Origin of the sequence: Rhodoplanes elegans, from assembly GCF_016653355.1 — a bacterium.
Taxonomy (GTDB): Bacteria; Pseudomonadota; Alphaproteobacteria; order Rhizobiales; family Xanthobacteraceae; genus Rhodoplanes; species Rhodoplanes elegans.
This window is the reverse complement of sequence record NZ_NHSK01000050.1, coordinates 1-25,699: the sequence shown is the minus strand read 5'-3', so window position 1 is coordinate 25,699 and position 25,699 is coordinate 1. Positions and strand designations below refer to the sequence as shown.

Annotated in this window: 24 protein-coding genes, 1 tRNA gene and 1 pseudogene; 15 read left to right on the top strand and 11 right to left on the bottom strand. The window is 70.7% G+C overall.

Annotated features, from left to right (window positions below; translation table 11 throughout):
• Nucleotides 1-16 precede the first annotated feature (16 nt).
• The 7 genes from CCR97_RS04100 (at nucleotide 17) to CCR97_RS04070 (ending at nucleotide 8,033) form a co-directional block, all read left to right on the top strand.
• Complete coding sequence (locus CCR97_RS04100; RefSeq protein ID WP_111356851.1) at nucleotides 17-1,069, top strand: ABC transporter substrate-binding protein; 1,053 nt, start codon at nucleotides 17-19, stop codon at nucleotides 1,067-1,069.
• A gap of 23 nt (nucleotides 1,070-1,092) precedes the next feature.
• On the top strand, nucleotides 1,093-1,722 hold the full coding sequence (locus tag CCR97_RS04095; protein ID WP_111356850.1) for a glutathione S-transferase family protein: 630 nt from the start codon (nucleotides 1,093-1,095) through the stop codon (nucleotides 1,720-1,722).
• Between the two features lie 53 nt (nucleotides 1,723-1,775).
• Nucleotides 1,776-2,309, top strand: coding sequence for a TRAP transporter small permease (locus tag CCR97_RS04090; RefSeq protein WP_146618719.1), 534 nt, complete (start codon nucleotides 1,776-1,778; stop codon nucleotides 2,307-2,309).
• A 13-nt stretch (nucleotides 2,310-2,322) separates the two neighbouring features.
• The gene (locus CCR97_RS04085) at nucleotides 2,323-3,591 is read left to right on the top strand and encodes a TRAP transporter large permease (protein WP_111356848.1); all 1,269 of its coding nucleotides are present in this window, start codon (nucleotides 2,323-2,325) and stop codon (nucleotides 3,589-3,591) included.
• Nucleotides 3,592-3,606: 15 nt separating this feature from the next.
• Complete coding sequence (locus CCR97_RS04080) at nucleotides 3,607-4,650, top strand: TRAP transporter substrate-binding protein (protein WP_111356847.1); 1,044 nt, start codon at nucleotides 3,607-3,609, stop codon at nucleotides 4,648-4,650.
• A gap of 28 nt (nucleotides 4,651-4,678) precedes the next feature.
• On the top strand, nucleotides 4,679-6,343 hold the full coding sequence (locus CCR97_RS04075; RefSeq protein ID WP_111356846.1) for a GMC family oxidoreductase: 1,665 nt from the start codon (nucleotides 4,679-4,681) through the stop codon (nucleotides 6,341-6,343).
• 187 nt (nucleotides 6,344-6,530) lie between these two features.
• Nucleotides 6,531-8,033, top strand: coding sequence for an aldehyde dehydrogenase family protein (locus CCR97_RS04070; RefSeq protein WP_111356845.1), 1,503 nt, complete (start codon nucleotides 6,531-6,533; stop codon nucleotides 8,031-8,033).
• 258 nt (nucleotides 8,034-8,291) lie between these two features.
• Here the strand turns inward: CCR97_RS04070 and CCR97_RS04065 are convergent, their stop codons facing one another.
• From CCR97_RS04065 to CCR97_RS04050, 4 genes are all read right to left on the bottom strand, one after another.
• On the bottom strand, nucleotides 8,292-8,711 hold the full coding sequence (locus CCR97_RS04065; protein ID WP_111356844.1) for a VOC family protein: 420 nt from the start codon (nucleotides 8,709-8,711) through the stop codon (nucleotides 8,292-8,294).
• A 119-nt stretch (nucleotides 8,712-8,830) separates the two neighbouring features.
• Complete coding sequence (locus CCR97_RS04060; protein WP_111356843.1) at nucleotides 8,831-9,382, bottom strand: NADPH-dependent FMN reductase; 552 nt, start codon at nucleotides 9,380-9,382, stop codon at nucleotides 8,831-8,833.
• 58 nt (nucleotides 9,383-9,440) lie between these two features.
• Nucleotides 9,441-10,001, bottom strand: coding sequence for a VOC family protein (locus tag CCR97_RS04055; protein ID WP_111356842.1), 561 nt, complete (start codon nucleotides 9,999-10,001; stop codon nucleotides 9,441-9,443).
• Between the two features lie 49 nt (nucleotides 10,002-10,050).
• Nucleotides 10,051-10,512 carry a DoxX family protein gene (locus tag CCR97_RS04050; RefSeq protein ID WP_111356841.1) on the bottom strand — a complete coding sequence of 154 codons (462 nt, stop codon included), beginning with the start codon at nucleotides 10,510-10,512 and terminating at the stop codon, nucleotides 10,051-10,053.
• Nucleotides 10,513-10,913: 401 nt separating this feature from the next.
• Between CCR97_RS04050 and CCR97_RS04045 the strand changes: the two genes are divergently transcribed.
• Together CCR97_RS04045 and CCR97_RS04040 are read left to right on the top strand one after the other, a co-directional pair.
• The gene (locus tag CCR97_RS04045) at nucleotides 10,914-11,840 is read left to right on the top strand and encodes a LysR family transcriptional regulator (RefSeq protein WP_111360462.1); all 927 of its coding nucleotides are present in this window, start codon (nucleotides 10,914-10,916) and stop codon (nucleotides 11,838-11,840) included.
• 150 nt (nucleotides 11,841-11,990) lie between these two features.
• A complete protein-coding gene (locus CCR97_RS04040) occupies nucleotides 11,991-12,968 on the top strand; it encodes a Bug family tripartite tricarboxylate transporter substrate binding protein (RefSeq protein WP_170146092.1) in 978 nt (325 codons plus the stop codon).
• Between the two features lie 312 nt (nucleotides 12,969-13,280).
• Here the strand turns inward: CCR97_RS04040 and CCR97_RS04035 are convergent, their stop codons facing one another.
• On the bottom strand, nucleotides 13,281-14,555 hold the full coding sequence (locus CCR97_RS04035; RefSeq protein WP_201159320.1) for a DUF763 domain-containing protein: 1,275 nt from the start codon (nucleotides 14,553-14,555) through the stop codon (nucleotides 13,281-13,283).
• Between the two features lie 181 nt (nucleotides 14,556-14,736).
• Here CCR97_RS04035 and CCR97_RS04030 point away from each other — a divergent pair, with 181 nt between their 5' ends.
• The 3 genes from CCR97_RS04030 to CCR97_RS04020 all read left to right on the top strand — a co-directional run bounded on the left by CCR97_RS04030 (nucleotide 14,737) and on the right by CCR97_RS04020 (nucleotide 17,654).
• The gene (locus CCR97_RS04030) at nucleotides 14,737-15,534 is read left to right on the top strand and encodes a molybdate ABC transporter substrate-binding protein (RefSeq protein WP_111358424.1); all 798 of its coding nucleotides are present in this window, start codon (nucleotides 14,737-14,739) and stop codon (nucleotides 15,532-15,534) included.
• 113 nt (nucleotides 15,535-15,647) lie between these two features.
• Nucleotides 15,648-16,529 (top strand): NAD(P)-dependent oxidoreductase, encoded by an 882-nt coding sequence (locus tag CCR97_RS04025; RefSeq protein ID WP_170145930.1) that lies wholly within the window; start codon nucleotides 15,648-15,650, stop codon nucleotides 16,527-16,529.
• 144 nt (nucleotides 16,530-16,673) lie between these two features.
• Nucleotides 16,674-17,654, top strand: coding sequence for a Bug family tripartite tricarboxylate transporter substrate binding protein (locus CCR97_RS04020; RefSeq protein WP_170145931.1), 981 nt, complete (start codon nucleotides 16,674-16,676; stop codon nucleotides 17,652-17,654).
• A 24-nt stretch (nucleotides 17,655-17,678) separates the two neighbouring features.
• Here the strand turns inward: CCR97_RS04020 and CCR97_RS04015 are convergent, their stop codons facing one another.
• The 3 genes from CCR97_RS04015 to cpdR all read right to left on the bottom strand — a co-directional run bounded on the left by CCR97_RS04015 (nucleotide 17,679) and on the right by cpdR (nucleotide 19,437).
• On the bottom strand, nucleotides 17,679-18,641 hold the full coding sequence (locus tag CCR97_RS04015) for a hypothetical protein (RefSeq protein WP_111358427.1): 963 nt from the start codon (nucleotides 18,639-18,641) through the stop codon (nucleotides 17,679-17,681).
• 138 nt (nucleotides 18,642-18,779) lie between these two features.
• Nucleotides 18,780-18,854, bottom strand: a tRNA-Val gene (locus tag CCR97_RS04010).
• A 220-nt stretch (nucleotides 18,855-19,074) separates the two neighbouring features.
• Complete coding sequence (cpdR, locus tag CCR97_RS04005; protein WP_111358428.1) at nucleotides 19,075-19,437, bottom strand: cell cycle two-component system response regulator CpdR; 363 nt, start codon at nucleotides 19,435-19,437, stop codon at nucleotides 19,075-19,077.
• A 358-nt stretch (nucleotides 19,438-19,795) separates the two neighbouring features.
• Here cpdR and CCR97_RS04000 point away from each other — a divergent pair, with 358 nt between their 5' ends.
• A complete protein-coding gene (locus CCR97_RS04000) occupies nucleotides 19,796-20,683 on the top strand; it encodes an N-formylglutamate amidohydrolase (protein WP_111358429.1) in 888 nt (295 codons plus the stop codon).
• Nucleotides 20,684-21,051: 368 nt separating this feature from the next.
• On the opposite strand, the gene CCR97_RS03995 is transcribed toward CCR97_RS04000, so the two are convergent.
• Nucleotides 21,052-22,320: an MFS transporter gene (locus CCR97_RS03995; protein WP_111358430.1), complete on the bottom strand. Its 1,269-nt coding sequence runs from the start codon at nucleotides 22,318-22,320 to the stop codon at nucleotides 21,052-21,054.
• Between the two features lie 242 nt (nucleotides 22,321-22,562).
• On the opposite strand from CCR97_RS03995, the gene hisN reads away from it, so the two are divergent.
• Complete coding sequence (gene hisN / locus CCR97_RS03990; protein ID WP_201159319.1) at nucleotides 22,563-23,348, top strand: histidinol-phosphatase; 786 nt, start codon at nucleotides 22,563-22,565, stop codon at nucleotides 23,346-23,348.
• Between the two features lie 241 nt (nucleotides 23,349-23,589).
• On the opposite strand, the gene CCR97_RS03985 is transcribed toward hisN, so the two are convergent.
• Nucleotides 23,590-24,537 (bottom strand): alpha/beta fold hydrolase, encoded by a 948-nt coding sequence (locus tag CCR97_RS03985; RefSeq protein ID WP_111360551.1) that lies wholly within the window; start codon nucleotides 24,535-24,537, stop codon nucleotides 23,590-23,592.
• Nucleotides 24,538-24,755: 218 nt separating this feature from the next.
• Between CCR97_RS03985 and CCR97_RS03980 the strand changes: the two genes are divergently transcribed.
• Nucleotides 24,756-25,241, top strand: a complete 486-nt coding sequence (locus tag CCR97_RS03980; RefSeq protein WP_111360552.1) for an Hsp20 family protein — start codon at nucleotides 24,756-24,758, stop codon at nucleotides 25,239-25,241.
• A gap of 195 nt (nucleotides 25,242-25,436) precedes the next feature.
• On the opposite strand, the pseudogene CCR97_RS03975 reads toward CCR97_RS03980, so the two are convergent.
• A pseudogene (locus tag CCR97_RS03975) lies at nucleotides 25,437-25,699 on the bottom strand (hypothetical protein); the annotation flags it as partial.

Sequence of the window (25,699 nt, the reverse complement as noted above, 5' to 3'; positions counted from 1 at the left end):
GCGGAGGACAGACACGATGACCACCCCGTCCCGCAGATCCGTTCTCGCCCGGCTCGGCGCTGTCGTCGGGGGCGCAGCGCTCGTCGCCGGCGGACTCGCCGGCACGACGGCGCCCGCGGCCGCGGCCGATCAGGTCGGCGTGCAGCTCGACTACGTGGTGCGCGGCAATCATGCGATGTTCTTCGTCGGCCAGGAGAAGGGCTTGTTCGCGAAGCACGGCATCGAGGTGACGGCGATCCGGCGCGGCACCGGCTCGGCCAACACGATGCGGATGATCGGCGCCGGCAACGCCGAGTTCGGCTTCGGCGACCTGCCGACGCTCGCCATCGCGCGCTCGCAGAACGTGCCCGTGGTGGCGCTCGCCGCCGTCAACCAGAAGAGCCCGATGGCGATGATCACGATCGCCGCCAAGCACAAGCTGACGAAGCCGCAGGATCTGAAAGGCCTGAACTTCGCCGTGCAACCGAGCGGCTCGACCTACATCTTCACCAAGGCGTTCTTCGCGGCCAACGGCATGACCGAGGAGGACGTGAAGCGCGCCACCGTATCGCCGCCCTACGAGAACTACCTGCTGCTCGGCCGCGTCGACGCGGTGCCCGGCTACATCGACGCCGAGGTGCCGGAGCTCGAGGCGAAGGCGGGCGGCCCCGGCTCGCTGTCGATCCTGCTCGGCTCCGACTGGGGCTACAAGGCCTACGGCTCCGGCCTGATCACGTCCGAGAAGATGATCGCCGACAAGCCCGACCTCGTGCAGCGCTTCGTCACCGCCTATCTCGAGGCGTTCAAGTTTGTGATCGAGAATCCGCCCGAGGCGGTCGACATCGTGATCAAGGCCAATCCCGAATACGCGCCGAAGCGCGACGTTTTGCTGAAGCAGATCGAGGCCGACATCGCCGCGTCCTTCTTCAGCGAGGACACCAAGGCGAACGGCATCGGCGCGATGAGCAAGGAGGCCTGGGAGTCGACGACGAAGACGTTGCTCGACCAGGGCGCCATGAAGCAACCGATCGACGTCTCGGCGGCTTTCGCCGGGCAATTCGTCAAGGCGGCGAACGCGCTGCGGCGCTGAAGCCCCGAACAGGAGGACAAGCAATGCTGAGACTGCTCGGACGCAGCACGTCGGGGAACGTGCAGAAGGTGATCTTCTTCCTCGAGGAGGTTGGCCTCTCCTATGTGCGGGAAGACTACGGACGCCAGTTCGGCAACACGACGACCGACGCGTACCGCAAGCTCAACCCGAACAGCAAGGTTCCGACTCTGATCGACGGCGACGTGGTGATCTGGGAGTCGAACACCATCCTGCGCTATCTCGCCGCCCTGCACGCGCCGACGCTGACCGGTGCGACCCCGGCCGAGAAGACCGAGGTGGAGCGTTGGATGGACTGGCTACTCGCCAGCGTCAACACGGCCTATGTGGCGGTGTTCAAGGACGCCAAGAAGCCGGCCGAGGAGCGCAGCGCCGATTTCGCAACGCAGGCCGCTGACCTCGTCGCCGCGATGAAGATCCTCGACGGCCATCTCGCCGGCCGCGACTTCGTCGCGCTCGGCCGCTTCACGCTGGCCGAGGTCGCGCTCGCCCCGATCATGAAGCGCTGCCTCGGATTTCCAATCGAGCGGCCGGACTTCCCGGCGCTGACCAAGTGGCAGGCCGCGATCGACGCGCGGCCGGCCTTCGCGGTGGCGACCGGCACCAAGCCGAGCACGCTCGTCAGCGCCGCCTGACGGTCTGACGGTCGCACGGTCCGAGGGAGAGCACGGTGGTGGACGAGAGCGTGATGACGATCGAACGCGAGCCGCCGACTGCCGTGCCGCTCGCCGCTTGGCTCGCCCGCGCGGTCGCGCGGGCCGGCCGCGCGATCCTCGGGCTGGTGCTGATCGGCATGGTGGTGCTGAACGTCGTCAACGCGCTCGGCCGCTACCTGTTCGGCAGCGTGTTCATCGGCGCCGACGAGCTGCTCGTCTTCGCCATGGTGTGGCTGGTGATGATCGGTGCGCTGTTCGTCACCGCCGACCGCTCCCACATCGCGCTCGACTTCCTGCCGCTGCGCGCCTCGGTGCGCACGCGCCTCGCGCTGGCGATTGTCCATCACGTCGCGATCGCGCTCGGCGCCGGGTACGCTGCGATGCAGTCCTACGGCTTCGTCGGCCGCGTCATGATGACGGGCCAGACCAGCATGGCGCTCGGCCTGCCGATGACGATCCCGCACACCGCGCTGCTGGTCGGCTTCGGCGGCTGCGCCCTGATCGCGGCCGCGCTGGTGGTCGCCGACGGGGTGGAGCTCGCGCGGCGCTCGGGCATCGACGCATGATCTGGATGCACGCATGATCTGGACATTGGGCGCCGTCCCGCTCTTCCTCCTGGCGATCGGCACGCCGATCTTCGCGTTGTTCCTGATCGGGGCGGCGCTTTCCTTCGCCACCGTGATGACGGTGCCGCCGATCGCCGTCCATCAGGTGATCTATGGCGGCCTGGAGAACTACGCGCTGCTCGCGGTGCCGTTCTTCATCTTCGGCGGCGAGCTGATGGGCCGCGCCGGCATCGCCGACCGGCTGATCGCCTGGGTGCTGGCGCTGGTCGGCCGCACGCCGGGCGGGCTCGGGGTCGCGACCGTCGGGGCCTGCACGTTGATCGGCGCCATCTCGGGCGCCTCGACCGCGACCGTCGCGGTGATCGGCCGCGCGCTCTATCCCGGCCTCGTGCGCGATTACGGTCCGCGCTTCGCCTCCGGGCTCGTCAGCACCTCGGGCTCGATCGACATCGTGATCCCGCCGAGCATCGCGATGATCCTCTACGGCGCCGCGGCCGAGGAGTCGATCCCGCGCCTGTTCGCCGGCGGCGTGCTGCCCGGCCTGCTGATCGCCGGCATGATGTGCGCCTATGTGATCGCGCAAGGCGCGCGCGCGCCAGGCAGCACGCGGGTCGGCTTCTCGCTACGACGGTTCGTGGCGACGACGCGCGACGCGTTCCCGGCTCTGATGATGCCGGTCGTGATTCTCGCCGGTATCTATCTCGGCTGGTCGTCGCCGACCGAGGCGGGTGGCTTCGCCTGCCTCTACGGCGTGATCGTCGGCCGCTTCGTCTACCGCGAGATGAGCTGGGCCGACGTGCTCGACTGCGCCACCCGCTCGGCGATCCTCACGGCGCAGATCCTGATCGTGGTCGCGGCCGCCGCCGTGTTCGCTTGGCTGCTCACCGTCAACGGCATCCCGCGCGCGCTCACCGAGGGCATCGCGGCGCTCGATCTGCCCCCCTGGGGCTTCCTGATGGTCGTCAACGTGATGCTGCTGATCGTCGGCTGCTTCCTCGATCCGACCTCGGCGATCGTCGTGCTGACGCCGCTGCTCATTCCGCTGGTGAAGCATCTCGGCATCGACCCGGTTCATTTCGGAATCGTCATGACCGTCAATGTCGCGATCGGCATGTTCACGCCGCCGTTCGGGCTGAACCTGTTCGTCGCCCGCTCGGTGCTCGGCGTGCCGCTGGAGACGCTCTATCGCGGCGTCGTGCCGTTCGCGCTGGTGCAGATCGCCGCGCTTCTGATCATCACTTACTGGCCGGCCCTCACGCTGGTTCTTGCTCGCGCCATCTAGCCCTCGGAGACCGCCATGTCGTCGCAACGCCCCGTCCTGTCCCGACGCTCGCTCGCGGCGCTCGCCGCAACGCTCCTCGCCGCCGTGGCGACCGTCTCCCCGGCGTCGGTGACGCCGGCGGCGGCCCAGACCGTGATGAAGCTCGCCAACGCGACCATCAACGACGTCCAGCACGAGTGGCAGAAGCTGTTCGCGGCGGCGCTGCAGAAGCGGGTCGGCGACAAGGTGAAGGTGGAGATCTATCCGGCGAGCCAGCTCGGCGCCATCCCGCGCATGGCCGAGGGCGTGTCGCTCGGCACCATCGAGTCCTTCATCACGCCGACCTCGTTCGTCACCACGCTCGATCCGCGCTTCCAGATCTTCGACGTGCCCGGCCTGTTCGTCTCGCCCGAGCACGTCAAGGCGGTGATCCACGATCCGGCCTATCGCGACCACCTCGAGACCATGTTCGTCAATCGCGGCCTGCGGGTCATCGGCGCCATCTACAACAGCCCGACCCTGGTGCTGTTCAAGAAGCCGGCGCCGACCCTCGAGGCGATGAAGGGCATGAAGGTGCGCACCTTCGCGTCGCCCCTGCAGATCGAGCCGATGAAGTCGATCGGCACGATCCCGGTGCCGCTGGCGCTCTCCGAGGTGATCCCGCAGCTCCAGTCGGGCGGCATCGACGGGGTGCTGGCCGGCATGCCGATCCTCACCGCGTTCAAGTACTACGACGTCGCCAAGCACGTGACCGACCTCAACTTCGCGCACATCGTCTCGGTCAATCTGGTCAACGAGGCGTGGTTCCAGGCGCAGCCCAAGGACGTCCAGGAGGCGATTCGGGCCGCCGGGCGCGAGGCCGAGCAGCAGGCGTTCGGCTGGGGCGTCGACAACGTCAAGAAGGCGAACGCCGTGTGGCTGGAGAACAAGGGCGAGATCCTGAAGCTCCCCGAGGCCGAGCAGACCAAGATGATGCAGGGCTTCGTCGCGCTCGGCACCAAGATCGTCGAGCAGAACCCGGCCGCAAAGGCCGAGTTCGTCAAGCTCAAGGCCGTGGTCGACGCCAAGGCGCCGAAGTGATCAGGACAGCGGGTGCGGAGCGCCGCGCATGACCGTCAGCGAGTACGACTACGTGATCGTCGGCGCCGGCTCGGCGGGCTGCACGCTCGCCGCCCGGCTCTCCGAGGATCCGGACGTGAAGGTCTTGTTGCTCGAGGCCGGCGGCTCCGATCGCGACCCGCTGATCCAGCTGCCGCTCGGCTGGGGCCGCATTCTTCAGAAGCGCCTCTACGACTGGGGCTACGAGACCGAGCCGGATCCGGCGACCGGCAACCGCGCCATGGAATGCATGCGCGGCAAGGTCTTGGGCGGCTCCTCCTCGGTCAACGCGATGGCCTATGTGCGCGGCCACCGCAGCGATTACGAGCGGTGGGCCGCGGGCGGCGCGGCCGGCTGGTCGTGGGGCGACGTGCTGCCCTACTTCCGCAAGCAGGAGAGCTGGGAGGAGGGCGCCAGCGCCTACCGGGGCGGCGCCGGCCCGCTGGCGACGCAGCGCTCGCGCTACGCCGACCCGCTGATCGACGCCTATGTGGCGGCGGCCGGCCAGGTCGGGCTTCCCTACAATCCGGACTACAACGCGGCCGAGCAGTTCGGCATCGCACGCATGCAGAAGACCGTGCGCAAGGGCCGTCGCGCCAGCGCGTCGGCGGCCTATCTGCGCCCGGTGCTGTCGCGGCCGAACCTGACATTGCGCCTCAACGTGCTCGTGCATCGCGTCGTGATCGAGAAGGGGCGCGCCGTCGGCGTCGAACTTTCGGCGGCCGGTGCGGTCGAGACCGTGCGGGCGGGGCGCGAGGTGATCCTGTGCGGCGGCGCCATCGCGTCGCCGCAGATCCTGATGCTGTCCGGCGTCGGCGATCCGGCGGCGCTCGCGCGTCATGGCATCTCCGTCACGGCGGCGCGCCCGTCGGTCGGCAAGAACCTGCAGGATCACGTCGCCGCGCTGATGATGTACGGCCGGCGCGAGCCCGGGCCGGTTCATTACAACATGCGGATCGACCGGCTCGCCGTGTCGATCGCGCGCGGCTATGTGCTCGGCACCGGCTTCGCGTCCGATCTGCCGGGCGGGCTCACGGCCTTCGCCAAGACCGATCCGACGCTCGCCGTGCCGGACACCCAGATGCTGTTCATCGCCGGGCCGCTCGGCGCCGCACCCTACTGGCCGGGTCAGACAGGTTTCGCCGACAGTTTCTCGGCCCGCATCGTGCTGCTGCGGCCAGAGAGCCGCGGCGAGATCGCGCTGCGCTCCGCCGATCCGACCGCGCATCCGCTGATCCGCCAGCGGCTGCTGGCGACCGACAAGGACTGGGCGACGATGCGGCGGGCCGTCGCGCTGTTCCGCGACATCGGCCGGCAGTCGGCCCTGAAGGCGTTCACGGACGGCGAGATCGGGCCGCTCGCGCGGGCGAGCGGCGAGGCCGAAATCGAGCAGGCGGTGCGCGGCACCGCCGTCACGGCGCACCATCCCTGCGGCTCGTGCCGCATGGGCGCCGCGGAGGATCCGGCCTCGGTGGTCGAGCCCGAGCTGAAGGTGATCGGGGTCGAGGCCCTGCGCGTCGTCGACGCCTCGGTGTTTCCGGATCTGGTCGGCGGCAACATCAACGCACCCGTGATCATGATCGCCGAGCGCGCCGCCGATCTGATCCGCGGCCGGGTCGCGGTGGCGCCCGCCATCCCCGCCGCCGTGCCGGAGCCGATCGCCGTCGCGTCGTGATGAGGCTCGTCATTCCGGGGCGCGGGCCGCAGGCCCGCGAGCCCGGAATCCATAATCCCGGCGCCGATGGCTCACGAGAGACAGGGCGTATGGGTCCCGGGCTCGGCGCGTTGCGCCGCCCTGGGACGACTGACGATAGCGAGCCCCCTCTCCGCCTGATCAGCCGAAGCGCAGCTTGGAGACTGCCATGAACACACCCGTCGCACCCAAGTCCCTCGCCGCGATCGCGCTGAAGCTTCCGGAGGCGCGCGGCGCGTATTACGGCGGTGCCTGGCATGCGCCGACGACCGGCCGGCATCTCGATCAGGTCAGCCCCGGCACGGGCGAGTCGCTCGGCGCCGTCGCGGATTGCGGGGCCGAGGACGTCGACGCGGCCGTCGCGGCGGCGAAGCAGGCGTTCAAGACGTGGCGCCGTGTCCCGCCTCTCGAGCGCGCGAAGGTGTTGCGCGAGATCGCGCGGGTGCTGCGCGACAATGCCGGCGAGCTGGCGATGCTCGACGCGGCCGACTGCGGAAACCCGGTGTCCGAGATGATCGCTGACGCCACCATCGCGGCCGCGCAGCTCGACTTCTTCGCCGGGCTCGTCACCGAGATGAAGGGCCACTCGATTCCGATGGGGCCGGACCGGGTGAACTTCTCGGTGCGCGAGCCGCTCGGCGTCGTCGGCCGCATCGTGCCGTTCAACCATCCCTTCATGTTCGTCGCCGGCAAGGCGGCCGCGCCCCTCGCCGCCGGTAACACGGTCGTGATGAAGCCGCCCGAGCAGGCGCCGCTGTCCTCGCTGCGGCTCGCCGAGCTGATCGACGGGCTGTTGCCGCCCGGCGTGTTCAACGTGGTGCCGGGCGGGCGCGACGCCGGCGCGCGGCTCGCCAGCCACCCGGACGTCGCCAAGATCGCCCTGGTCGGCAGCGCCGCCACGGGCCGCGCCGTGATGAAGGCCGCGGCCGACACGCTGAAGGGCGTGCTGCTCGAGCTCGGCGGCAAGAACGCGCTGATCGCTTGGCCCGACGCCGATCCGGATGCGGTCGCGGCCGGGCTCGTTGGCGGCATGAATTTTACATGGTGCGGCCAGTCCTGTGGCTCGACGAGTCGGGCTTTCATCCACGCCGACATCTATGACGCCGTGCTGGAGCGCGTGAAGATCCGCATCCGCCACTGGAAGCCCGGCGTGCCGACCGATCCGTCCACCACCATGGGCGCCATCATCTCGAAGGTGCAGTACGATCGCGTGCTCGACTACATCGCCTCGGCCAAGCAGGAGGGCGCGCGCCTCCTGGCCGGCGGCGGCCGGCCGGACGACCCGGCGCTGGCGAAGGGCTTCTATATCGAGCCGACCGTGTTCGCCGACGTGACGCCGGCGATGCGCATCTTCAAGGAGGAGATCTTCGGGCCCGTCGTCGGCGTGATCCGGTGGACCGACGAGGCCGCGATGCTCGATCAGGTCAACGCGGTCGAGTACGGCCTCACAGCGTCGATCTGGACCAACGATCTCACGACGGCGCATCGCGCCGCGGCCGCCGTCGAGGCCGGCTACATCTGGGTCAACGACACCAGCAAGCATTTCTTGGGCGCGCCGTTCGGCGGCTACAAGCAGTCCGGCATCGGCCGCGAGGAGTGCCTGGAGGAGCTCCTGTCGTTCACCCAGGAGAAGAACATCAACATCAATCTGGCGGTTGCGAAGGCGAGTTGAGAGCTTTCTCCGCTATCACAAACGCCGCTGGCGCTTCCTGCGTGGCTCACCCCCCTCCCTGTCCCTCCCCCACAAGGGGGGAGGGAACGCTGGAGCCGCAGCGTCACGACCAAAGGTGAGATATCGCTGTAGAGCAATGTGCCGAGGCTCGCCGCAGCCCGCTCCCTCCCCCCTTGTGGGGGAGGGGTGGGGAGGGGGGTGAGCCCCGGACGCGGAGCTGCGGATCAGTCTGCCCGACACGGACTGGACGCGCAGGCCTCACCCCGCCGGCGGCGAGATGATCAGCCAGGTCACGCCGAAGCGGTCGGCGACCATGCCGAAGCGCGAGGCGAAGAAGGTCTTGCCGATCGGCATCTGCACCGTGCCGCCGTCGGCGAGCGAGGCGAACAAGCGATCGGCGTGATCGTCGCCGTCGGCGGTCAGCGACAGCGAGATCCCCTGGAAGTCCGGCTGGCCGGCGCACCGGCCGTCGGAGAGCATCACCACGGTGTCGCCGATCCGCAGTTCGGAGTGCATCACCTTGTCGGACCAGTCCGCCGGGAGCACGCCGGGCGGCGGCTGGTCCGGGGCGTCCTCGAATCGCATCAGGAAGGTCGACTCGGCGCCGAGCACGGCCTTGTAGTACGCGATCGCCTCGTCGCAGCGGCCGTCGAAGAACAGATAGGGCTGCACCTTCATGGTCGTCTCCGGTCCGGCCCCGCCCCCATCGACGGCGCCTCTCCCGCAAGACGAACGGGCCGGGATCGTTCCGACACCGGCCCGCGCTTTATTTCGCTCCGGCTGCGCCGGAGAGCGGATCAGCCCGCGTGGGTCTTCACGAAGGCGAGGTAGCGGTCGAGCCAGCCCTTCACGAAGTCGCGGCTGGCCGCGCCGATCGACCCGTCGGCGTCGAACAGGCCCTCCTTCATCTGGATGAAGGCCTCGGGCTGGCCGAGCGTCGGCATGTCGAGATAGGCCAGGATGTTGCGCAGGTGCTGCTGCGCCATCGCCGTCCCGATGGCGCCGACCGAGACGCCGATGACGCCGGCCGGCTTGCCGGCCCAGGCGCTCTGGCCATACGGGCGCGAGGCGTGGTCGATGGCGTTCTTCAGCACGCCCGGCACCGAGCGATTGTACTCCGGCGTGACGAAGATCACGCCCTGCGCGGCGGCGATCTCGGCCTTCAGGCGCTTCACGCTCGGCGCCTGGTTGCCGTCGTCGTCCTGGTTGTAGAGCGGCAGGTCGCCGATCTCGACCGGCACGAGGGTCACGTCGGCCGGGGCGAGCTTGGCGAGCGCCGCGGCGAGCGTCTTGTTGAACGAGTCGCGGCGCAGGCTGCCGACGACGACGGCGATCTTGGTCTGGCTCACGGGGGGCTCCTTTTCGTTTAAGCGTGTCGAGGTCAGGGTCGGTCGAGGCGGTCCGGCGTCAACGCGCGGGCTCGCCGGGAGGGACCTCGCGCGAGGGGGCGTCGCGCAAGAGATCGTCGAGATCGAGCGGCCGGGTCACCATGGCGAGCCGGCCGTCGGGGGTGCGCGGCCAGTCGGCCGCGTCGCGGTCGCGGTAGAGCTCGACCCCGTTGCCGTCGGGGTCGCGCAGATAGAGGGCTTCGCTGACGCCGTGGTCGCTGGCGCCGTCGAGCGGGATGCCGGCGGCGATCAGGCGGCGCAGCGCGTCGGCGAGCGTCGCCCGGTTCGGGTAGAGCAGGGCGACGTGGTAGAGGCCGGTGCTGCCGCGCGGCGGCGGCGACCCGCCCCGGCTCTCCCAGGTGTTGAGGCCGATGTGGTGGTGGTAGCCGCCGGCCGAGCCGAAGGCCGCCTGATGGCCGTAGCGCTGGACCAGCTCGAAGCCGAGCACGCCGCACCAGAAGGCGAGCGCCCGGTCGAGATCGGCCACCTTGAGGTGGACGTGGCCGATCCGGACCGCCGGGTCGATCGGAGCCGGCGTCAGGGCCGGCTCGATGCGGGTCAGGGTATCAGGCTGGGCCATGGCGGCCTCCCGAGGTTTCAGGCGGGTGTGTGCCGGGGGTGAACGCCGGTCAGCGCGTCTGGGTCACCGGGCCGCCGATGCGGGCGGTGCGGCCGAAGAGGGCGGACAGACGCAGCGCATAGGCGCCGTCGCCGAGCAGGGCCTGGACGACGAGCGTCACGGTCCAGAACACCGGGAACTCCCAGCCGCCGCCCTTGGCCGTGAACAGCCAGCCGTTGCCGGCGTGCTGCAGGGTCGCGCCGATCAGGATCGGCAGCAGCAGCAGGGCGATCCAGCGGGTCCACAGGCCGAGGATCAGGGCGAGACCGCCGCCGATTTCGCCGAGGATCACGAGGTAGGCGAAGAAGGCCGGGTAGCCCAGGCTCTGGAAGTAACCGGCCGTGCCGGCGAGCCCGAAGGTCGCGACCTTCAGCAGGAGCCCGTGGGCGATCAGCAGGGCGCCGAGGCTGACGCGCAGCAGCAGGGCGGCATAGGGGGCGGTGCGGGTGTCGATGCTCGGGGTGGCGGACATGGAAGCCTCGGTGGGGGTGAGTGGTTTCGCTGGAGGCAATGTGCCATCCCGGTGCTGGTTTGATTATTCCCCTCATTCGGATATGATTTCACAACATAGGTGTGAGGCGTATAAGGCCCGGATCCCGATCACTGGGTCATACTATCGGCCTCCGCCCCGACTCTCACCGTCACCCTGAGGTGCTCGGGCGAAGCCCGAGCCTCGAAGGGCGACGGCCGGGCCGCATCCTTCGAGGCCCGGCTTCGCCGGGCACCTCAGGATGACGGGTCGGGGTTTATGGCAGCTGGTATCATTCCGGGGCGCGCCGAACGGCGCGAACCCGGAATCCAGCAGCAGACTCAGCGGTCTTGGCTGGATCCCGGGTCCGGTGCTGTGCACCGGCCCGGAATGACGGAGACGACATGCTCGATCGGGTCACCGGCATGCAGGTGTTCGCCCGGGTGGCCGGGCTCGGCAGCCTGTCGGCGGCCGGGCGGGCGCTCGGCATGTCGCAGACCATGGCGACCAAGCACCTGGCGGCGCTCGAGGCGCGGCTCGGCACCAAGCTCCTGCACCGCACGACCCGCCGGCTCACCCTCACCGAGGCGGGGCGGCGCTACCTCGAATCGGTCGAGCGCATCCTTGCCGAGCTGGAGGAGGCGGACGCCACCGCCTCGGCCGAAACCGTCGAGGTTCGCGGCACGCTGCGCCTCAACGCGCCATTCTCGTTCGGCATCCGTGAGATCGCGCCCCTGCTGCCGGAGTTTTCGCGCCGCCATCCCGACCTCGTCGTCGATCTCGGCCTCAACGACCGCGTCGTCGACCTGATCGAGGAGGGCTGGGACATGGTGGTGCGCATCGGGCGGATGCAGAGCTCGACCCTGGTGGCCCGCAAGCTCGCCCCGTCGCGGCTCATGGTGTGCGCCGCGCCGTCCTATCTGGAGCGCCGCGGCACGCCCCGCACGATCGCCGACCTCGCCGGCTACGACTGCCTCGGCTACACGCTGTCGCAGACGGTCGGCGCCGGCCGCTGGGCGTTCGGGCGTGACGCCCGTCACGTCGTCGAGGTGAGAGGTAGCCTCGCGGCCAACAACGGCGACGCCCTGGTGGTCGCGGCGGTCGGCGGGCAAGGCCTCGTCTACATGCCGAGCTTCCTGGTCGCCCGCGAGATCCGCGCCGGGCTCCTGGTGCCGCTCGTGCTCGACGAGCCGACCCCGGAGCTCTCCGGCGTCTACGCGGCCTATCCGTCCAACCGCCGCCCGCCCGCCAAGGTGCGGGCCTTCATCGATCTCTTGGCCGAGCGCTTCGCCCCGGTGCCGCCCTGGGATCGCGACGCCGCCCCCGCGTGATCGTGTACGACAATCGATTCTGATCACTTCGGACGTGACACGATGGCCGCGATCCGATGTTTATCTGATGTGAAACACTGCGTATGTCACGCGCCAAAGTAGAGGGCTAGCATGCCGGCCCGGATCGCATCGATCCGGGAGGATTTCGGGATGCTCACCCGTCGTCGAAGCCTGCAGCTCGCCGGTGCCGCGCTCGCCGCCCCGGCCCTGTCGCTCCGCGCCCAGGCCGACACCTGGCCGTCGAAGCCGATCAAGGCCATCGTCACGCTGTCGGCCGGCAGCACCATCGACATCGTCGCCCGCATGACGCTCGACCCGCTGTCGCGGCTGCTCGGGCAGTCGATCATCGTCGAGAACCGGCCCGGCGCCGGCGGCACCATCGCCGGCACGGCGGTCGCGCGCGCCGATCCGGACGGCTACACGCTGCTGATCAACTCGTCGATGCACTCGGCGACGCCGGTGGTCTATCCGAAGCTCGGCTACGACGTCGCTCGCGATCTCTCGGCCGTCGCCTCGCTCGGCTCCTCGCCCAATGTGGTGGTGGTGCGGCCGGCGTCCGGCATCAAGACCCTCCAGGAGCTGGTCGCCGCCGCCAAGGCCAAACCGGGCGGCTTCACGTTCGGCACGGCGGGCGTCGGCTCGGCCACCCATGTAAGCACCGAGCGGCTGCGCTTCGCGGCCGGTTTCCCCGGCATCCACGTGCCGTTCCGCGGCATGCCCGAGGCGCTGGTCGAGGTGATGACCGGGCGGGTCGACTTCTCCTGCTCCAGCATCGCCTCGGCTCTCACCTTCGTGCGCGACCGCTCGCTGATCGCGCTCGCCGTCACCACGCCGCAGCGCTGCTCGGCCCTGCCGGATGTGCCGACCACGACCGAGCTCGGCTATGCCGACTCCGACTACACGTTCTGGACCGGCATGTTCGTGCCGGCGAAGACGCCGCGTCCCATCGTCGAGGCCCTCCATGCCGCGACCCGCAAGGCGCAGGCGACGCCCGGGCTCGCCGAGCGGCTCGCCCAGGAGGGCGTCGACCCGATGCCGATCGCGCCGGCCGAGTTCGACGCGCTCATCCGCAAGGAGATCGACGCCACCTTCGCGCTGGTGAAGGCGACCAACATCAACTTCCTCTGAACGTGCGCCGTCGACAGGGCATTTGTGCATCTTGGCCGAGCTGGCCCATCGGGCTGACTATTGAGTGAAGGCACAGCCTCGCAGTGGTAGTCGTACGCGCAGGCGAGGGCTTTACAGAATTCGTCATCCCGGGGCGCGGACCGCAGGTCCGCGAGCCCGGGATCCATAACCCCGGTGTCGGTGGCTCATGAAAGACAGGGCGTATGGGTCCCGGGCTCGGCGCTGACGCGCCGCCCCGGGACGACGATGGTCGAAAGGCCTCGCTCCACTCCCATCAGCACACGGGCTGCGACCCCGTCGTGATCACGTCCGTCAGTCGGACGGCCCGGGCCGGGTCGCGTCTTTCTCCCAACCGAACACGCTGCGGCCGCCGTAGTCCGGCGAGCGGCGGCGCTCCTCGGCGATCAGCGTGTCGACCTCGGGGCCGGTCGCGTCGCGTTCCAGCGCGCGGGCCTGCGCGTCGAGCCGTTGCAGCGTCGAGAGCTCCTCGTCGCGGCCGAGCTTCGCCTGCGTCACGGCCGACTTCAGCACCCGGATGGTCTCGTCGTAGACCTTCAGCGGCACCGGATAGGGGTGACGGTCCTTGCCGCCATGGGCGAGCGAGAAGCGCGCCGGATCGCTGAACCGGCAGGGCGCGCCGTGCACCACCTCGGCGACCATCGCCAACGCCCGCACCGTGCGGGCGCCGACGCCGGGCGTGAGCAGGAGATCGGGAAAATCCTGCGGCCCGCGCTCGGCCGCGGCGGCGAGCGCGCCGTGCAGACGGCGCGTGACGATGTCCTCGGGGCGCACCTCGTGACGGGTCGGCATGATCAGATGCGGCAGCAGGGGCTGCGCCTCGGGCTGCGGCGCCGCTGCCGCCGAGGCCTCCGGCTGCGGATCGATGCGGGCGAGCGCGCGGGCGATGCCGTCCGGCCCGAGGCCCGCGAGGAGGTCGAGCTGGGCGCGTCGCGAGGCGGCGGCGCGGCGGTCGGCGAGATTGACGATGGCGCCCTGCGGCCGCCCGTCGATCGCCGTGTGCGGGGCGTCGACGAAGTCGCTCAGTCCTTCGGACAGCCAGTGATAGCGCCGCGCCTGGCGGCGGGCGTCGTTCATGCCCTGCTGGACCACGGCCCAGCGGCCGTCGTCGGTGACCACGAAGGCGTGCAGATAGAGGTCGAAGCCGTCCTGCACGGCGGCGCTGTCGACCTTGGCGACCAGCCGGCTCGCGGTCGCGAGCGCCGCGCCATCGATCCCGGTGCGCTCGCCGATCGCCAGGAGCTCGCCCGGCGTCTTTCGCGAGTGCCGGCCGCGGCCGCCGCAGACCGTGAGGCCGAGCTCGTCGCGCATCGGCGCGAGGCCGCGCTTGAGGGCGCCGATCACGCTCGTGGTGATGCCGGAGGAGTGCCAGTCCATCCCCATCACGGCGCCGAACGACTGGAACCAGAACGGATGTGCGAGCCGCCGCAGGAACTCGTCGCGGCCGTAGTGATGGACGATCGCCTGGGTGATCACGGCGCCGAGCCGCGCCATGCGGGTCGCGAGCCAGGGCGGCACGTGGCCGCCGTGGAGCGGAAGGTCGGCGCTGCCCGCCCGTCGGGCCGTCATGCGGGTCTCCTTGCTCGGCGGCGCGGCCGCCGAGGCGCGCCGACAGGGCATGCGCCGCCTGTCACACGGCAGGCGCGCGGCGTCAATTCGCGGTCGCGTGACGCCGATCCCGGCTGGACAGCGGCCGTGCCGTCGCGGACGATGCGGCCGCCGGTTCCCCCGCCTCACCCCCGAGGACTTCATGTTGATCGTCTCGCGCCTCTTCGCAACTCGCGTGGCCGCAACCGTCGTCGCCGCACCCCTCCTCGCCGCGCTGGCCGCCACGTCACCCTCCACCGCCGCGGATGTAAAAGTGCTCACCACCGGCGCCTTCAAGCCGATCGTGGTGGAGACGGTGGCACCGTTCGAGAAGGCGACCGGCCACAAGGTCGAGGTGGTCAACGACACGGCGGGTGCGCTGGTCCGCCGGGTCGAGGGCGGCGAGAGCTTCGACGTGATCGTGCTCACGCCGGGCGGTCTGAAGGGGCTCGCCGAGAAGGGGCGGGTCGCGGCCGGTCCGCCGGTGCCGCTCGCCCGCGTCGGCATCGGCGTCGCGGTGGCGTCGGGTGCGCCGAAGCCGGACATCGCCACCGTCGAGTCGTTCAAGACGGCGCTGCTCGGCGCCAGGAGGGTCGCCATGATCGACCCGGCCTCGGGCGGGTCGAGCGGCATCTACCTGACGAAGCTGTTCGAGCAGTGGGGCATCGCCGACGCCGTCAAGGCCAAGGCCGTGCTGGTGCCGGGCGGGCTCGTCGCCACCAAGGTGGTGTCCGGCGAGGCCGATCTCGCCCTCCACCAGGTCAGCGAGATCCTCGCCGTCAAGGACGCCGTGCTGGTCGGCGCGCTGCCCCCCGAGATCCAGAACTACACGGTGTATGCGGGCGGCCTGTCGCCGAGCCCGCGCGACCCGGTCGCGGCGAAGGCGTTCCTGTCGGTGCTGGCGAGCCCGGAGGCCGCGAAGCGTCTCGAACAGAAAGGCATGCTGCCGCCGGGCCCGTGATCGACCCGGGCCTGCGCGTGGCCGAGCGCGTTGCTTCGGCCACCTTGCATGTCAGGTGCGGCCGGGCTTGAATGGCGCCCCCGCCTCGCGTCCCCTCCGCATCGGACCTGCACATGACTCTGAGCGTCGGTGTCGTCGGCCTCGGCCAGATGGGCCGGGGCGTCGCGGCCAATCTGGCCCGCGCCGGCTTCTTGAAGGCCGCCTTCGATCCGGCGCCCGGCGCCCGCGATCTTCCGTTCTGCCACGACATCCTGTTCACCGCCGGCCGCGCGATGGCGGCGGCGTGCGACGTGATCGTCTTCGTGGTGCCGACCGTGACGGAGATCGCCGCGTCTCTGCGCGGCCCCGACGGAATCCTCTCGGTCGCGCGGCCCGATCAGGTGCTGGTCGATCTCACCACCTCGGATCCGGTCGCGACGCGGGCGCTCGCCGCCGAGGCGGCGGCCGCGGGCCGCGCCTATCTCGACTGCGGCATGACGGGCGGCGCCGCCGGCGCCGATGCCGGCACACTGACCCTGATGTGCGGCGGCGACGCCGCCGTGCTGGAGCACGTCCGCCCGGTGCTGGCGGCGTTCACCCGCAAGGTCGCGCTGGTCGGGCCGTCGGGCGCCGGCCACACGCTGAAGCTCCTCCACAACATGGTGGTGCACACCAACTTCCTGGTGCTGAGCGAAGCCTGCCGGCTCGCCGAGACGTCCGGGCTCGACCTCGCCGCCGTGATCGACGTGTTCAACGCCGGCAACGCGCGCAGCTTCATCAGCGAGATGCGGTTCCCGAACCACATCCTGTCCGGCCGGTTCGACGGCCGCTCGACCGTCTCCAACCTCGCCAAGGATCTCGCCATGGCGGCGGAGTTCGCCGACCGGCGCGGCGAGCCGGCGCCCTACACGCATCTGACCGCCGATCTGCTGCGCCGCGCCATCGCGCTCGGCTGGGCCAAGGACGACTTCACGACACTGTATCCGCGCCTCGCCGATCTGCTCGAGCCGGAGTGACGGCGCCTCCGTCCTGCGCCGGTGGCACGCACGCGCCCCGAGCTATGCATACAAAGTAGGGGCGGCGCCGTTGCCATGCGCGGCCCCCTCGGTCAAGATCGCAACAACGACAAGAAGCGGCAGGAAACGAGCGAGGAGACGACCGTGGGAGTCACGCGCCGAAGCGCCGTGGCGGCGATGGCGGCTGCGACCGTGCTGAGCCCGAGAGTGGTTCTCGGCCAGAGCTGGCCGGAGCGGCCGATCACCTTGGTGGTGCCGTTCGCTCCGGGCGGCGGCACCGACGTGCTGGCCCGCATTCTCGCACCGGCCTTGTCCGAGTCGATCGGCGGCACCGTGGTGATCGAGACGGTGAGCGGCGCCGCCGGCAACATGGGCTCGGCCCGCACGGCGCGCGCCGCGCCGGACGGCTACACGCTGCTCCTGCACAATGTCGGCTTCGCCATCAACGCGGCGCTGTACCGGAACCTGCCGTTCGACTCCGAGACGGATCTGGTGCCGATCGCCTTCGTCAGCGACTCGCCGCTGGTGATCCTTGGCCGCAAGACGATTCCGGCGACGACGCTCCCCGAGCTGATCACCTGGATGAAGACGTCGCCGATGCCGGCCAAGCTCGCCCACGCGGGCGTCGGCAGCGCCAGCCATTTCGGCATCGTGCCGCTGGCGCGCGCCGCCGGCCGTGGCGACATGATCCCGTACCGGGGCGGCGGTCCGGCCGTGCAGGACGTCATCGCCGGGCATGCGGACCTCACCGCCTCGCCCCTGCAGGCGGCGGTCGGCCCAGCCCAGGAGGGGCTCGCCAAGGCGTTCGCCGTCACCTCGGCCGAGCGCGCCGCGATGCTGCCGTCGGTCGCGAGCCTCGGCGAGGTGCTGGGGCCGAAGGCGCTGACCAACTTCTGGAGCGTGCTGATGACGCGGGCCGGAACGCCGGCCGCCGTCACCGACAAGGTGCGCGTCGCATTGGAGGCGGCGCTGGTCCAGCCGGCGTTGCTCGCCGCCTTCGACAAGGCCGGCGTCACGGTGGCGGCGAAGCAGTATCGCGACGAGGCGGGCGCCCGCGCGCTGCTGCGCAAGGAGATCGCCCACTGGGCCGAGATCGTCCGCGACAATGGCATAGAGGCGCCCTGAGGCGCGCCGTCCGTCGTCCGCCGTTCAGCGCGCATCCGCGCCCACCGGCGGGCGCGGATGGGCGTGCAGCATCATCAGCCGGCCGGCGCCGGCCGCCAGCGCGTCGGCGAGAATCGCGGCGAGCCGCAGCGCCAGGGCGATCGCGGCGGCGCCGCCGCCGACGACGGGCGCGAGCAGCACGGTCAGCACCACCTCGCGCACTCCGAGCCCGGCCGGTGCACCCGGCATCACGAAGCCGGCGAGCCAGGCGGCGGCGCAGATCGCCGACAGCGAGACGAGGTCGCGCGTCACGTCCGGGGCGGCGAGGCCGATCAGGGCGTCGAGCGCCAGCCCCATGGCCGCGAAGGTCGCAATGTCGAGACCGACCGCGAACAGCATGCGGGCGACGGCGCGGCGCGAGGCGAACACGCGGGCGACGACCGAGCGCTGCAGCACCACCATGACCAGGAGCGCGACCCCGGCCATGCCCGTGACGGCGAGCGAGAACTCGCCGGCGATGCGGAACGGCAGGCTCCAGTCGAAGCGGCCGAGGGCGGCCGCGATGCCGACCAGGATGCCCGTGGCGGTGAGCAGGCACAGCGCCTCGGCCATCGCGACGGTGAGCGATTCGCCGATCGTCACGCCGAACGGCGCCAGCGCCGCGTGCCGGTGCGCGAATTGCAGCACGTTGCCGGGCCGGTAGCGGTCGAGCTGGGTGTAGAGAAAGATGCCGAACAGGCAGCTCTTGCGCATCGTCGGCCGCACCAGGAGACGCAGCAGCACCACCCAGCCGATGCCGGTAAGCACGGCGCCGAGCGCCTGCAGGCCGGTGGCGCCGAGCAGCACCGCGAGGCTCTCGCCGGGCGCGGTGGCGAGCGCCACCGGCAGCCCGTGGGTCACGGCCTGCCAGACGACGAAGGCCATCCCGGCGGCGCTGGCGAGCGGGCCGAGATGGTCGGCGAAGCGGCGGGTCGCGGCCGGGGCCGCGGTGGATTTCAGGTCGGTCATGGGGCGCCCGGGCAGGAGCAGGGCCTAGCCGCCAGCTATGTCACCGCGCCTCGTCGGTCACAAGCACCGCCGCATACGTGCTCTCCCGATGGGAGGCGAACGGCACGCGACATGTCGGGGAGGGCTGGTCGGAGAAGATGGTGGGCGCGACAGGGATCGAACCTGTGACCCCTACCATGTCAAGGTAGTGCTCTTCCGCTGAGCTACGCGCCCGCCGTCGGTGACGGCTTCGGGAGACTGGCCGAGGGCCGGTTCCCGGCCGGGACCGAGGTCCCGGGCCTCGGCGTGGTCGGGGCCGAGGTGACGGTTCCTATATCGGCTCGCTCGGGCCGGGGCAAGGGCGGAGACGAAGGCCGTGTGACGAAACGCTGCGCGATGGTCGAGGCCGGCGATTCGAGGCGCCTCGCCGGGCGGCGGATGCGGGCCGGCGGCCTCAGGCCGCGGTCAGCATCTTCTGGACCTCGGTGACCAGCTCGCGCAAGTGGAACGGCTTCGACAGCACCTTGGCGTGCTTGGGGGCGGCCGAATCGGGGTTGAGCGCGACGGCCGCGAAGCCGGTGATGAACATGATCTTGATGTCGGGGTCGAGCTCCGAGGCCCTGCGGGCGAGCTCGATGCCGTCCATCTCGGGCATCACGATGTCGGTCAGGAGGAGCTGGAACGGCTCCTCGCGCAGCCGGTGATACGCCGACAGGCCGTTGTCGTAGGAGGTGACCTCGTAGCCTGCGGTCTGCAGCGCCTTCACCAGAAAGCGGCGCATGTCGTTGTCGTCTTCGGCCAGCAGAATCCTGGACATCCCCGCACCCGGCTGTTCCATCGCGTGTCCCTGGCCGAATCCTCGGCCAGCCCCGTGCCTAGTCCCTTGTTCAACATTCCATAAGCGCGAGTCCCGGTAAACACGAAGTGAAGCGGCCGCCGATCGACCATCGATCTTGCGCGCATCGACCTTGGTCGCGATCGATCTTGGTCGCGGATCTTGGCAGCGCGTGTCACATCATGGACAATGACGCCGCCGGACGACGCGACCGCCGCGCCGACCGGGCGAACGGGGCCGTGCCCCGACCTCCTTACCGGACCACCGTGCTGCGACGCCTGTTGCCGCGACCGGCCGTCCGGGCCCCGTCCCGAAAAGCGTCCAGGTCCGCCGCAGCCGCATGTCCGATTCGCCAGACGAGCTCGATCCCCCGTTCGACGTTCAAGAGCCGGCCGAGCTCGCCGGACCGCTGGTGTTCAACTCGCCGCACAGCGGCTGCGTGTATCCGCGGATCTTCCTGGAGACGACCCGGCTCGACCTCGCCACCCTGCGGCGCTCCGAGGACACCTTCGTCGACGAGCTGTTCGCCGACGTGGTGGCGCGTGGCTACCCGCTGATGCGGGCGTTCTTCCCGCGCTGCTATGTCGACGTGAACCGCGAGCCCTACGAGCTCGACCCCCGCATGTTCGACGGCCGCCTGCCGTCCTATGCCAACACCCGCTCGATGCGGGTGGCGGGCGGGCTCGGCACCATCGCCCGGGTGGTCGGCGACGCACAGGAGATCTACGGCCGGAGGCTGCCGGTCGATGACGCGCTCGGTCGCATCGAGACGCTCTACAAGCCGTATCACCGCACCCTGCGGCGGCTCATCGGCCGCACCCAGCGCGATTTCGGCGTGGCGGTGCTGATCGACTGCCATTCGATGCCGTCGGCCGGCGGCCCGCGCGACGAGCGGCCCCGCGCCGACGTGATCCTCGGCGACCGCTACGGCACGAGCTGCTCGCCGATCGTCTCCGCCGCGGTCGAGACGGTGCTGCGGGATCTCGGCTACGTGGTCGGCCGCAACAAGCCCTATGCGGGCGGCTTCATCACTGAGCACTACGGCAGCCCGGCGACCGGCATCCATGTCCTGCAGTTCGAGATCAACCGCGGTCTCTACATGGACGAGCGGCGCCAGACCCGGACCAGCAGCTTCGAGCGGGTGATCGCCGACATGGGCGTGGTGGTCGACCGGCTCGCCGAGCTGTCGGCGGACGAGCTCAAGCCCTGCCGCGCGGCCGCCGAATAACCACTTCGACGCTAGTCTTTCGTGCTGGCGTATAAACGCGAGCGTGGGCTGTCATAATTGTTCGTTTCGGTGCGAGCAGCCAAAGTTAATCAATCATAACGCGCAAGACGTCTACGCACGGTCGTGCTGATCACGTCCAAGTCATAAAGGCGCGCTGCCCAAGTGTAGCCACAAAAAAAAGGCCGCCAGCGGGTGCCGGCGGCCCAAGTCTAGGGAGGAAACGCCCAAGGAGGGCGGCGGTAACACGAGCGATCGCGCTACCGCACCGCAGAAATATGTCATCGCATCGCACCAATTGCAAGCCGAGCCCGACATAGCGGCTCCGCGCTTCTCGGGTTCCTCGGCGGCCGTTGCGTCCACGCCATAGACTACCGGTGGGGGTCGCGGACTTTCACGTAGGCCAGCACACCGATTAGGCAGAACACAAATTGTGCAAGGAAAACCGCGCGGTATGCGTCGAGCGGATAGCGTCCGGCGAGCGGGGCGAACTGGTGGATCAATAGTCCTCCGAGGAGCTGCGACAGAAAGCCGCCCCCCATTGTCCCCATGTTCATAAGTGTCATGCCGCGGCCGACCAAACGGTCGGGGAAGCAGGCGCGCCCGTGGGCGATCACCACGGGCAGAAAGGCCGAGCAGAAGCCGAAGGCGGCGAGCCAGGCCCACAGAGCCGGCGCCGGCAGGGTGCCGACGATGGCCAGGAGCAGGAGCAGCAGCGCCGTCGCCAGCGCGCCGATCAGGGTCGGCACCTTGTAGCCGCCGAACACCCGGTCGGCGGCGCCCCAGACGATCATCCCGGCCGCCTGGGTCAGGGCCGGCACGAACAGGAGGGCGCCCCGGGCGGTGAGGTCGTGACCGTAGGCGTCGGTGAGATAGGGGCCGCCCCACAGGCCGACCACCAGGGCGAAGCTCGAATAGGCGGTCAGGTTCATGACGAACAGGCGCGACGCGTCGGGCAGGCGCCACACCGCGAGGACGCCCCGCAGCCCGTCGGCGACCGTCTCGCGGCGTGCTTCGGCGACCGCCTTCGGCTCGCGCATCAGCACGGCGACCAGGAGCGCGATCACGCCCATCAGCCCGGCCGTCGCCGCGAAGGTGGCGCGCCAGCCGACCGCCGCGGTGGCGAGCGCCAGCGGCGCGGTGGCGAAGAGCGAGCCGAGCGTGCCGACGCCGAGCTGCAGGCCCGCCAGCGTCGCGAACCTTTCCGGCGGAAACGCCCGCGCGTAGTAGGCGAGCGGGGCCATCAGGTAGCAGGCGGTGCCGACGCCCATCAGGGCGCGGGCGACCAGGAGCTCGCCGGCGTTCGCGGCGGCCGCGAACAGGAGCGTGCTGCCGATCACCAGGCCGGCGAAGGCGAGCATGACGCGCTTCGGGCCGAAGCGGTCGATCGCCACGCCGAGCGGGATCTGCACGGCGACGAAGACGAAGAAGAAGACGCTCGACACCAGCGCCAGGTCCTTCGCCGACAGGCCGAGATCGGCCGTCAGGGTCGGCGCCAGCACGGCGATGCCGTTGCGCAGGAACTGGCTGACGAGATAGCCGGCGCCCAGCGTGGCGACGAGCGCCACCACGAGGGTCGTCGAGCGGACAGGGCGGCGGCCGCCGGCCGGGTCGGTCGGCGGGGACGAGGGGTCGGTCATGGCGAGGTCCCGGCGGGCCGTCGCGGCCCGGGGGCCGTCGTCGCATGCGGGCGGCCGCCCCCGCAAGGCCGGGCGCCGGGTCGCGGCCGATCGCGGCGAGACCAACGGCCGGGTTGCCCGCCGCCACGACCTCTTATACGCCATCCCGGTGTGGGTCGGCCGTCGGCGGGCCCGCGCCGGATCGGCACGGATCATTTTCATCGCAGGCCGCGGGATTGCCCCGCCGGGGCGAGGGGCCATCAATGACGGCAATCGATTTTTCGGCGTTCATCGACCGCCTGGCGACCGTGTCGGGAGAGGCGATCCTGCCGTTCTTCCGCACCTCGCTCACCGTCGACGACAAGAACGCGGGCGGCGCCTTCGACCCCGTCACGGCGGCCGACCGGGCGGCCGAGCTCGCCATGCGGGCGATGATCCGCGACACCTTCCCGAGCCACGGCATCGTCGGCGAGGAGTTCGGCGCCGACCGGCCGGACGCCGAATATGTCTGGGTGCTCGACCCGATCGACGGCACCAAGTCGTTCATCTCCGGCATGCCGGCCTGGGGCACGCTGATCGCGCTGACCCGCCGCGGCACCCCGGTGTTCGGCATGATGCACCAGCCCTATTACGGCGAGCGCTTCTCCGGCGACGGCAAGGCGGCGCGCTATCGCGGGCCGCGCAGCGAGCGGGCCATGCTGGTGCGCCCCTGCGAGAGCCTGGAGCGGGCCGTGCTGTTCACCACCAGCCCGCGGCTGATGAACGGCGCCGACCGCGCCGCCTTCGTCAAGGTCGAGGAGCAGGTGCGGCTCTCCCGCTACGGCGGCGACTGCTACGCCTACTGCATGCTGGCGGCCGGCCACATCGATCTGGTCATCGAGACCGAGCTCAAGCCGCACGACGTCGCCGCCCTGATCCCGATCATCGCCGGCGCCGGCGGCATCGTCACCACCTGGGAAGGCGCGCCGGCCGAGCGCGGCGGCCGCATCGTCGCGGCCGGCGACAAGCGCGTCCACGCCGCCGCCCTGATGGCGCTGCGGGCGGGGTGACGCCGGTCGAGGTCTCGTGTCCCGGGCGCGGCGCAACGCGCCGCGAACCGGGACCCAGGGGAGATGGAGCGAAGTGGTTGCCGTGCAGCCGTCATCCCGCCCGTCGTGGCGCCGCCGGTCGTGGCGTCCCTGGGCCCCGGCTCTGCGGCGCATCAGGCCTGCAGCCTGACGCGCCTTGTCCGGGGCACGCAGCCGCCGCCGGAGGCGCTGCTTCGATCCTTCCGGCACCCCGGACGGGCATCTACCCGTACAGCGGCGTGCCCGGGACGAAGGCGTCGAAGGCGGCCCAGAACAGCTTTCGCAGCTGCTCCTGCTCCATCATCAAGTCGTGCAGGGCGCCCGGGATGACCAGGTGCGAGCCGGCCCGCAGGTTGAACCCGAAGCGCTCGATCGCCGCGGTCGAGATCATCGTATCGTGGCCGCCGGCGATCAGCAGCATGGGCTGGCGCAGCCGGGCCGGATATTGCGGCCGCTGCATCGCCGTCATGGTGCGGAAGGCGGCGTCCGTCCAGGCGACCGTCGGGGCGCCGACCGTGAGCGCCGGCTCCGCCTCGATCACGGCGGCCGTGCGGGCATAGCGGATCGGGTCGGAGGTCAGCGGATTGTCGGCGAACGGCTCGGCCGCGGCGGCGTGCCGGCTGCCGCCGGGCACGGCGAGGCGGCCGAAGCCGAGCAGGCGCAGCGAGCGGGCGAAGGTCGGGCCGGCACCGAACAGTGGCCGCTGCGCGAGGCCGATCATCGGCGAGGCCAGCACCATGCGGTCGAACCAGCGATGGCCCCGCGCCGCCGACTCGATCAACACGGTCGCCCCCATGCCCTGGCCGAGCGCGAAGAAGGGCGGCGGGCAGTCGGGCAGCACCACCTGCTTCACGAAGGTCTCAAGGTCGATCAGATAGTCCGAGAAGCGGCGCGCGTGGCCCTTGCGGCTGTCGCGCACGGCGCGCTGCGACAGGCCCTGGCCGCGAAAGTCGATGGTCGCCACCGCGAAGCCGCGGCTGCGCAGGTCGTGCACCACCTCGAAATACTTCTCGATGAACTCGGCGCGGCCCTGGAACAGGCAGACCGTGCCCTTGCGGCCCGGCGGCGGGGCGAAGCGGGCGTAGCGCAGCGTCACCCCGTCCGGGGTCTCGATGGCGCCGACGGCCGCGCCGGAGGGGGCCGGATTGGCCGGTATGGACACGAGCTTCACGGCGGGGACTTTCGTCGCGAGGGGCCGGGCGGACGGCCGCTTATAGCAGGCCGGGCCGGCCGCTCAACCGGCCCGCGCCGGCGTTTCGAGGGGGACTTGAAGCCGGTTTGGGGCGTCCCATATCACCAATGGCGCCGGCCATCAGGCGGCGCTCGAACGGGTCCGGCCAGCAGGCGGACCGTTTCGCGACAGCTCATCGCTCTTAGGAGGATATGCTTATGCGCACGACTTTCGATCTCACGCCGCTCTACCGCTCGACCGTCGGCTTCGACCGGCTGTTCTCGATGCTCGACCAGGTCGCCGGCTACGACGGCCAGGGCTCGGGCCAGGGCTCGAGCTATCCGCCCTACAACATCGAGCGGACCGGCGAGAACGCCTATCGCATCACGCTCGCCGTGGCCGGGTTCGCGGCCGGGGATCTCGCCATCGAGGCGAAGGAGAACACCCTGACGGTGCGGGGCGACAAGCAGGCGCCGAAGCAGGAGGAGAAGAAGGGCGAGGTCCTCTACCAGGGCATCGCGGCCCGCGCGTTCGAGCGCGCCTTCCAGCTCGCCGACTTCGTCGAGGTGCATGGCGCCTCGCTGGAGAACGGGCTCCTGCATATCGACTTGGTCCGGGAGATTCCGGAGAAGATGAAGCCGCGCCAGATCGCCATCGGCGCCACCCAGGCGACCGGCAAGGTGATCGACGCCAAGGCCGCGTGACGATGCCGGCGTGACGATCCGGCGGGACTTCGGCCCGTGCGGCCGAAGCCCCGCGTCCCGACCGAAAAGACCCGCGAGGAGCGCGCCCGAGAGTGCGCCTTATCGCGAAACTGGAAGCGCCCCGCCCGGGGCGCTTTCTTTTTTGTCGGGAGGCGATCCGGTGCGGTCCGGGTCGGTCCGGTGCCCGCCGCGCGATCAATCGAGCGGCGCGACCGGGACGTCGATGGCGCCGGGGGCGCGCGGCGGCATCTTGGGCTTCGGCCCGCCCGCGGCCGGGGCGGAAGGTCGGGTCGAGGCCGTGGTGGCGGGATCGCTGCCGGCGCCGGTGGCGCTCCCCCGCGCGGGGGTGCGGTCCGCCGTGTCGGTCGGGCGGGGCGTCGGGTTCGCCGGGCGGGTCGCCCGCCCGGTCGGGATGCTGCGCGGCGGCACCAGGCGCGGCTCGGCGCCGCCGCGCAGCA

Bases quoted from the DNA above. Each gene is read 5' to 3' on its own strand.
- CCR97_RS04045 (WP_111360462.1), top strand. From the start codon at position 10,914: ATGCTCGATCGGGTCACCGGCATGCAGGTGTTCGCCCGGGTGGCCGGG.
- CCR97_RS04040 (WP_170146092.1), top strand. From the start codon at position 11,991: ATGCTCACCCGTCGTCGAAGCCTGCAGCTCGCCGGTGCCGCGCTCGCC.
- CCR97_RS04100 (WP_111356851.1), top strand. From the start codon at position 17: ATGACCACCCCGTCCCGCAGATCCGTTCTCGCCCGGCTCGGCGCTGTC.
- CCR97_RS03980 (WP_111360552.1), top strand. From the start codon at position 24,756: ATGCGCACGACTTTCGATCTCACGCCGCTCTACCGCTCGACCGTCGGC.
- CCR97_RS04095 (WP_111356850.1), top strand. From the start codon at position 1,093: ATGCTGAGACTGCTCGGACGCAGCACGTCGGGGAACGTGCAGAAGGTG.
- hisN (WP_201159319.1), top strand. From the start codon at position 22,563: ATGACGGCAATCGATTTTTCGGCGTTCATCGACCGCCTGGCGACCGTG.
- CCR97_RS04080 (WP_111356847.1), top strand. From the start codon at position 3,607: ATGTCGTCGCAACGCCCCGTCCTGTCCCGACGCTCGCTCGCGGCGCTC.
- CCR97_RS04055 (WP_111356842.1), bottom strand. From the start codon at position 10,001: ATGGCCCAGCCTGATACCCTGACCCGCATCGAGCCGGCCCTGACGCCG.
- CCR97_RS04065 (WP_111356844.1), bottom strand. From the start codon at position 8,711: ATGAAGGTGCAGCCCTATCTGTTCTTCGACGGCCGCTGCGACGAGGCG.
- CCR97_RS04090 (WP_146618719.1), top strand. From the start codon at position 1,776: ATGACGATCGAACGCGAGCCGCCGACTGCCGTGCCGCTCGCCGCTTGG.
- CCR97_RS04015 (WP_111358427.1), bottom strand. From the start codon at position 18,641: ATGACCGACCTGAAATCCACCGCGGCCCCGGCCGCGACCCGCCGCTTC.
- CCR97_RS04050 (WP_111356841.1), bottom strand. From the start codon at position 10,512: ATGTCCGCCACCCCGAGCATCGACACCCGCACCGCCCCCTATGCCGCC.
- CCR97_RS04085 (WP_111356848.1), top strand. From the start codon at position 2,323: ATGATCTGGACATTGGGCGCCGTCCCGCTCTTCCTCCTGGCGATCGGC.
- cpdR (WP_111358428.1), bottom strand. From the start codon at position 19,437: ATGTCCAGGATTCTGCTGGCCGAAGACGACAACGACATGCGCCGCTTT.
- CCR97_RS04075 (WP_111356846.1), top strand. From the start codon at position 4,679: ATGACCGTCAGCGAGTACGACTACGTGATCGTCGGCGCCGGCTCGGCG.
- CCR97_RS04030 (WP_111358424.1), top strand. From the start codon at position 14,737: ATGTTGATCGTCTCGCGCCTCTTCGCAACTCGCGTGGCCGCAACCGTC.
- CCR97_RS04070 (WP_111356845.1), top strand. From the start codon at position 6,531: ATGAACACACCCGTCGCACCCAAGTCCCTCGCCGCGATCGCGCTGAAG.
- CCR97_RS03995 (WP_111358430.1), bottom strand. From the start codon at position 22,320: ATGACCGACCCCTCGTCCCCGCCGACCGACCCGGCCGGCGGCCGCCGC.
- CCR97_RS04000 (WP_111358429.1), top strand. From the start codon at position 19,796: ATGTCCGATTCGCCAGACGAGCTCGATCCCCCGTTCGACGTTCAAGAG.
- CCR97_RS04035 (WP_201159320.1), bottom strand. From the start codon at position 14,555: ATGACGGCCCGACGGGCGGGCAGCGCCGACCTTCCGCTCCACGGCGGC.
- CCR97_RS04025 (WP_170145930.1), top strand. From the start codon at position 15,648: ATGACTCTGAGCGTCGGTGTCGTCGGCCTCGGCCAGATGGGCCGGGGC.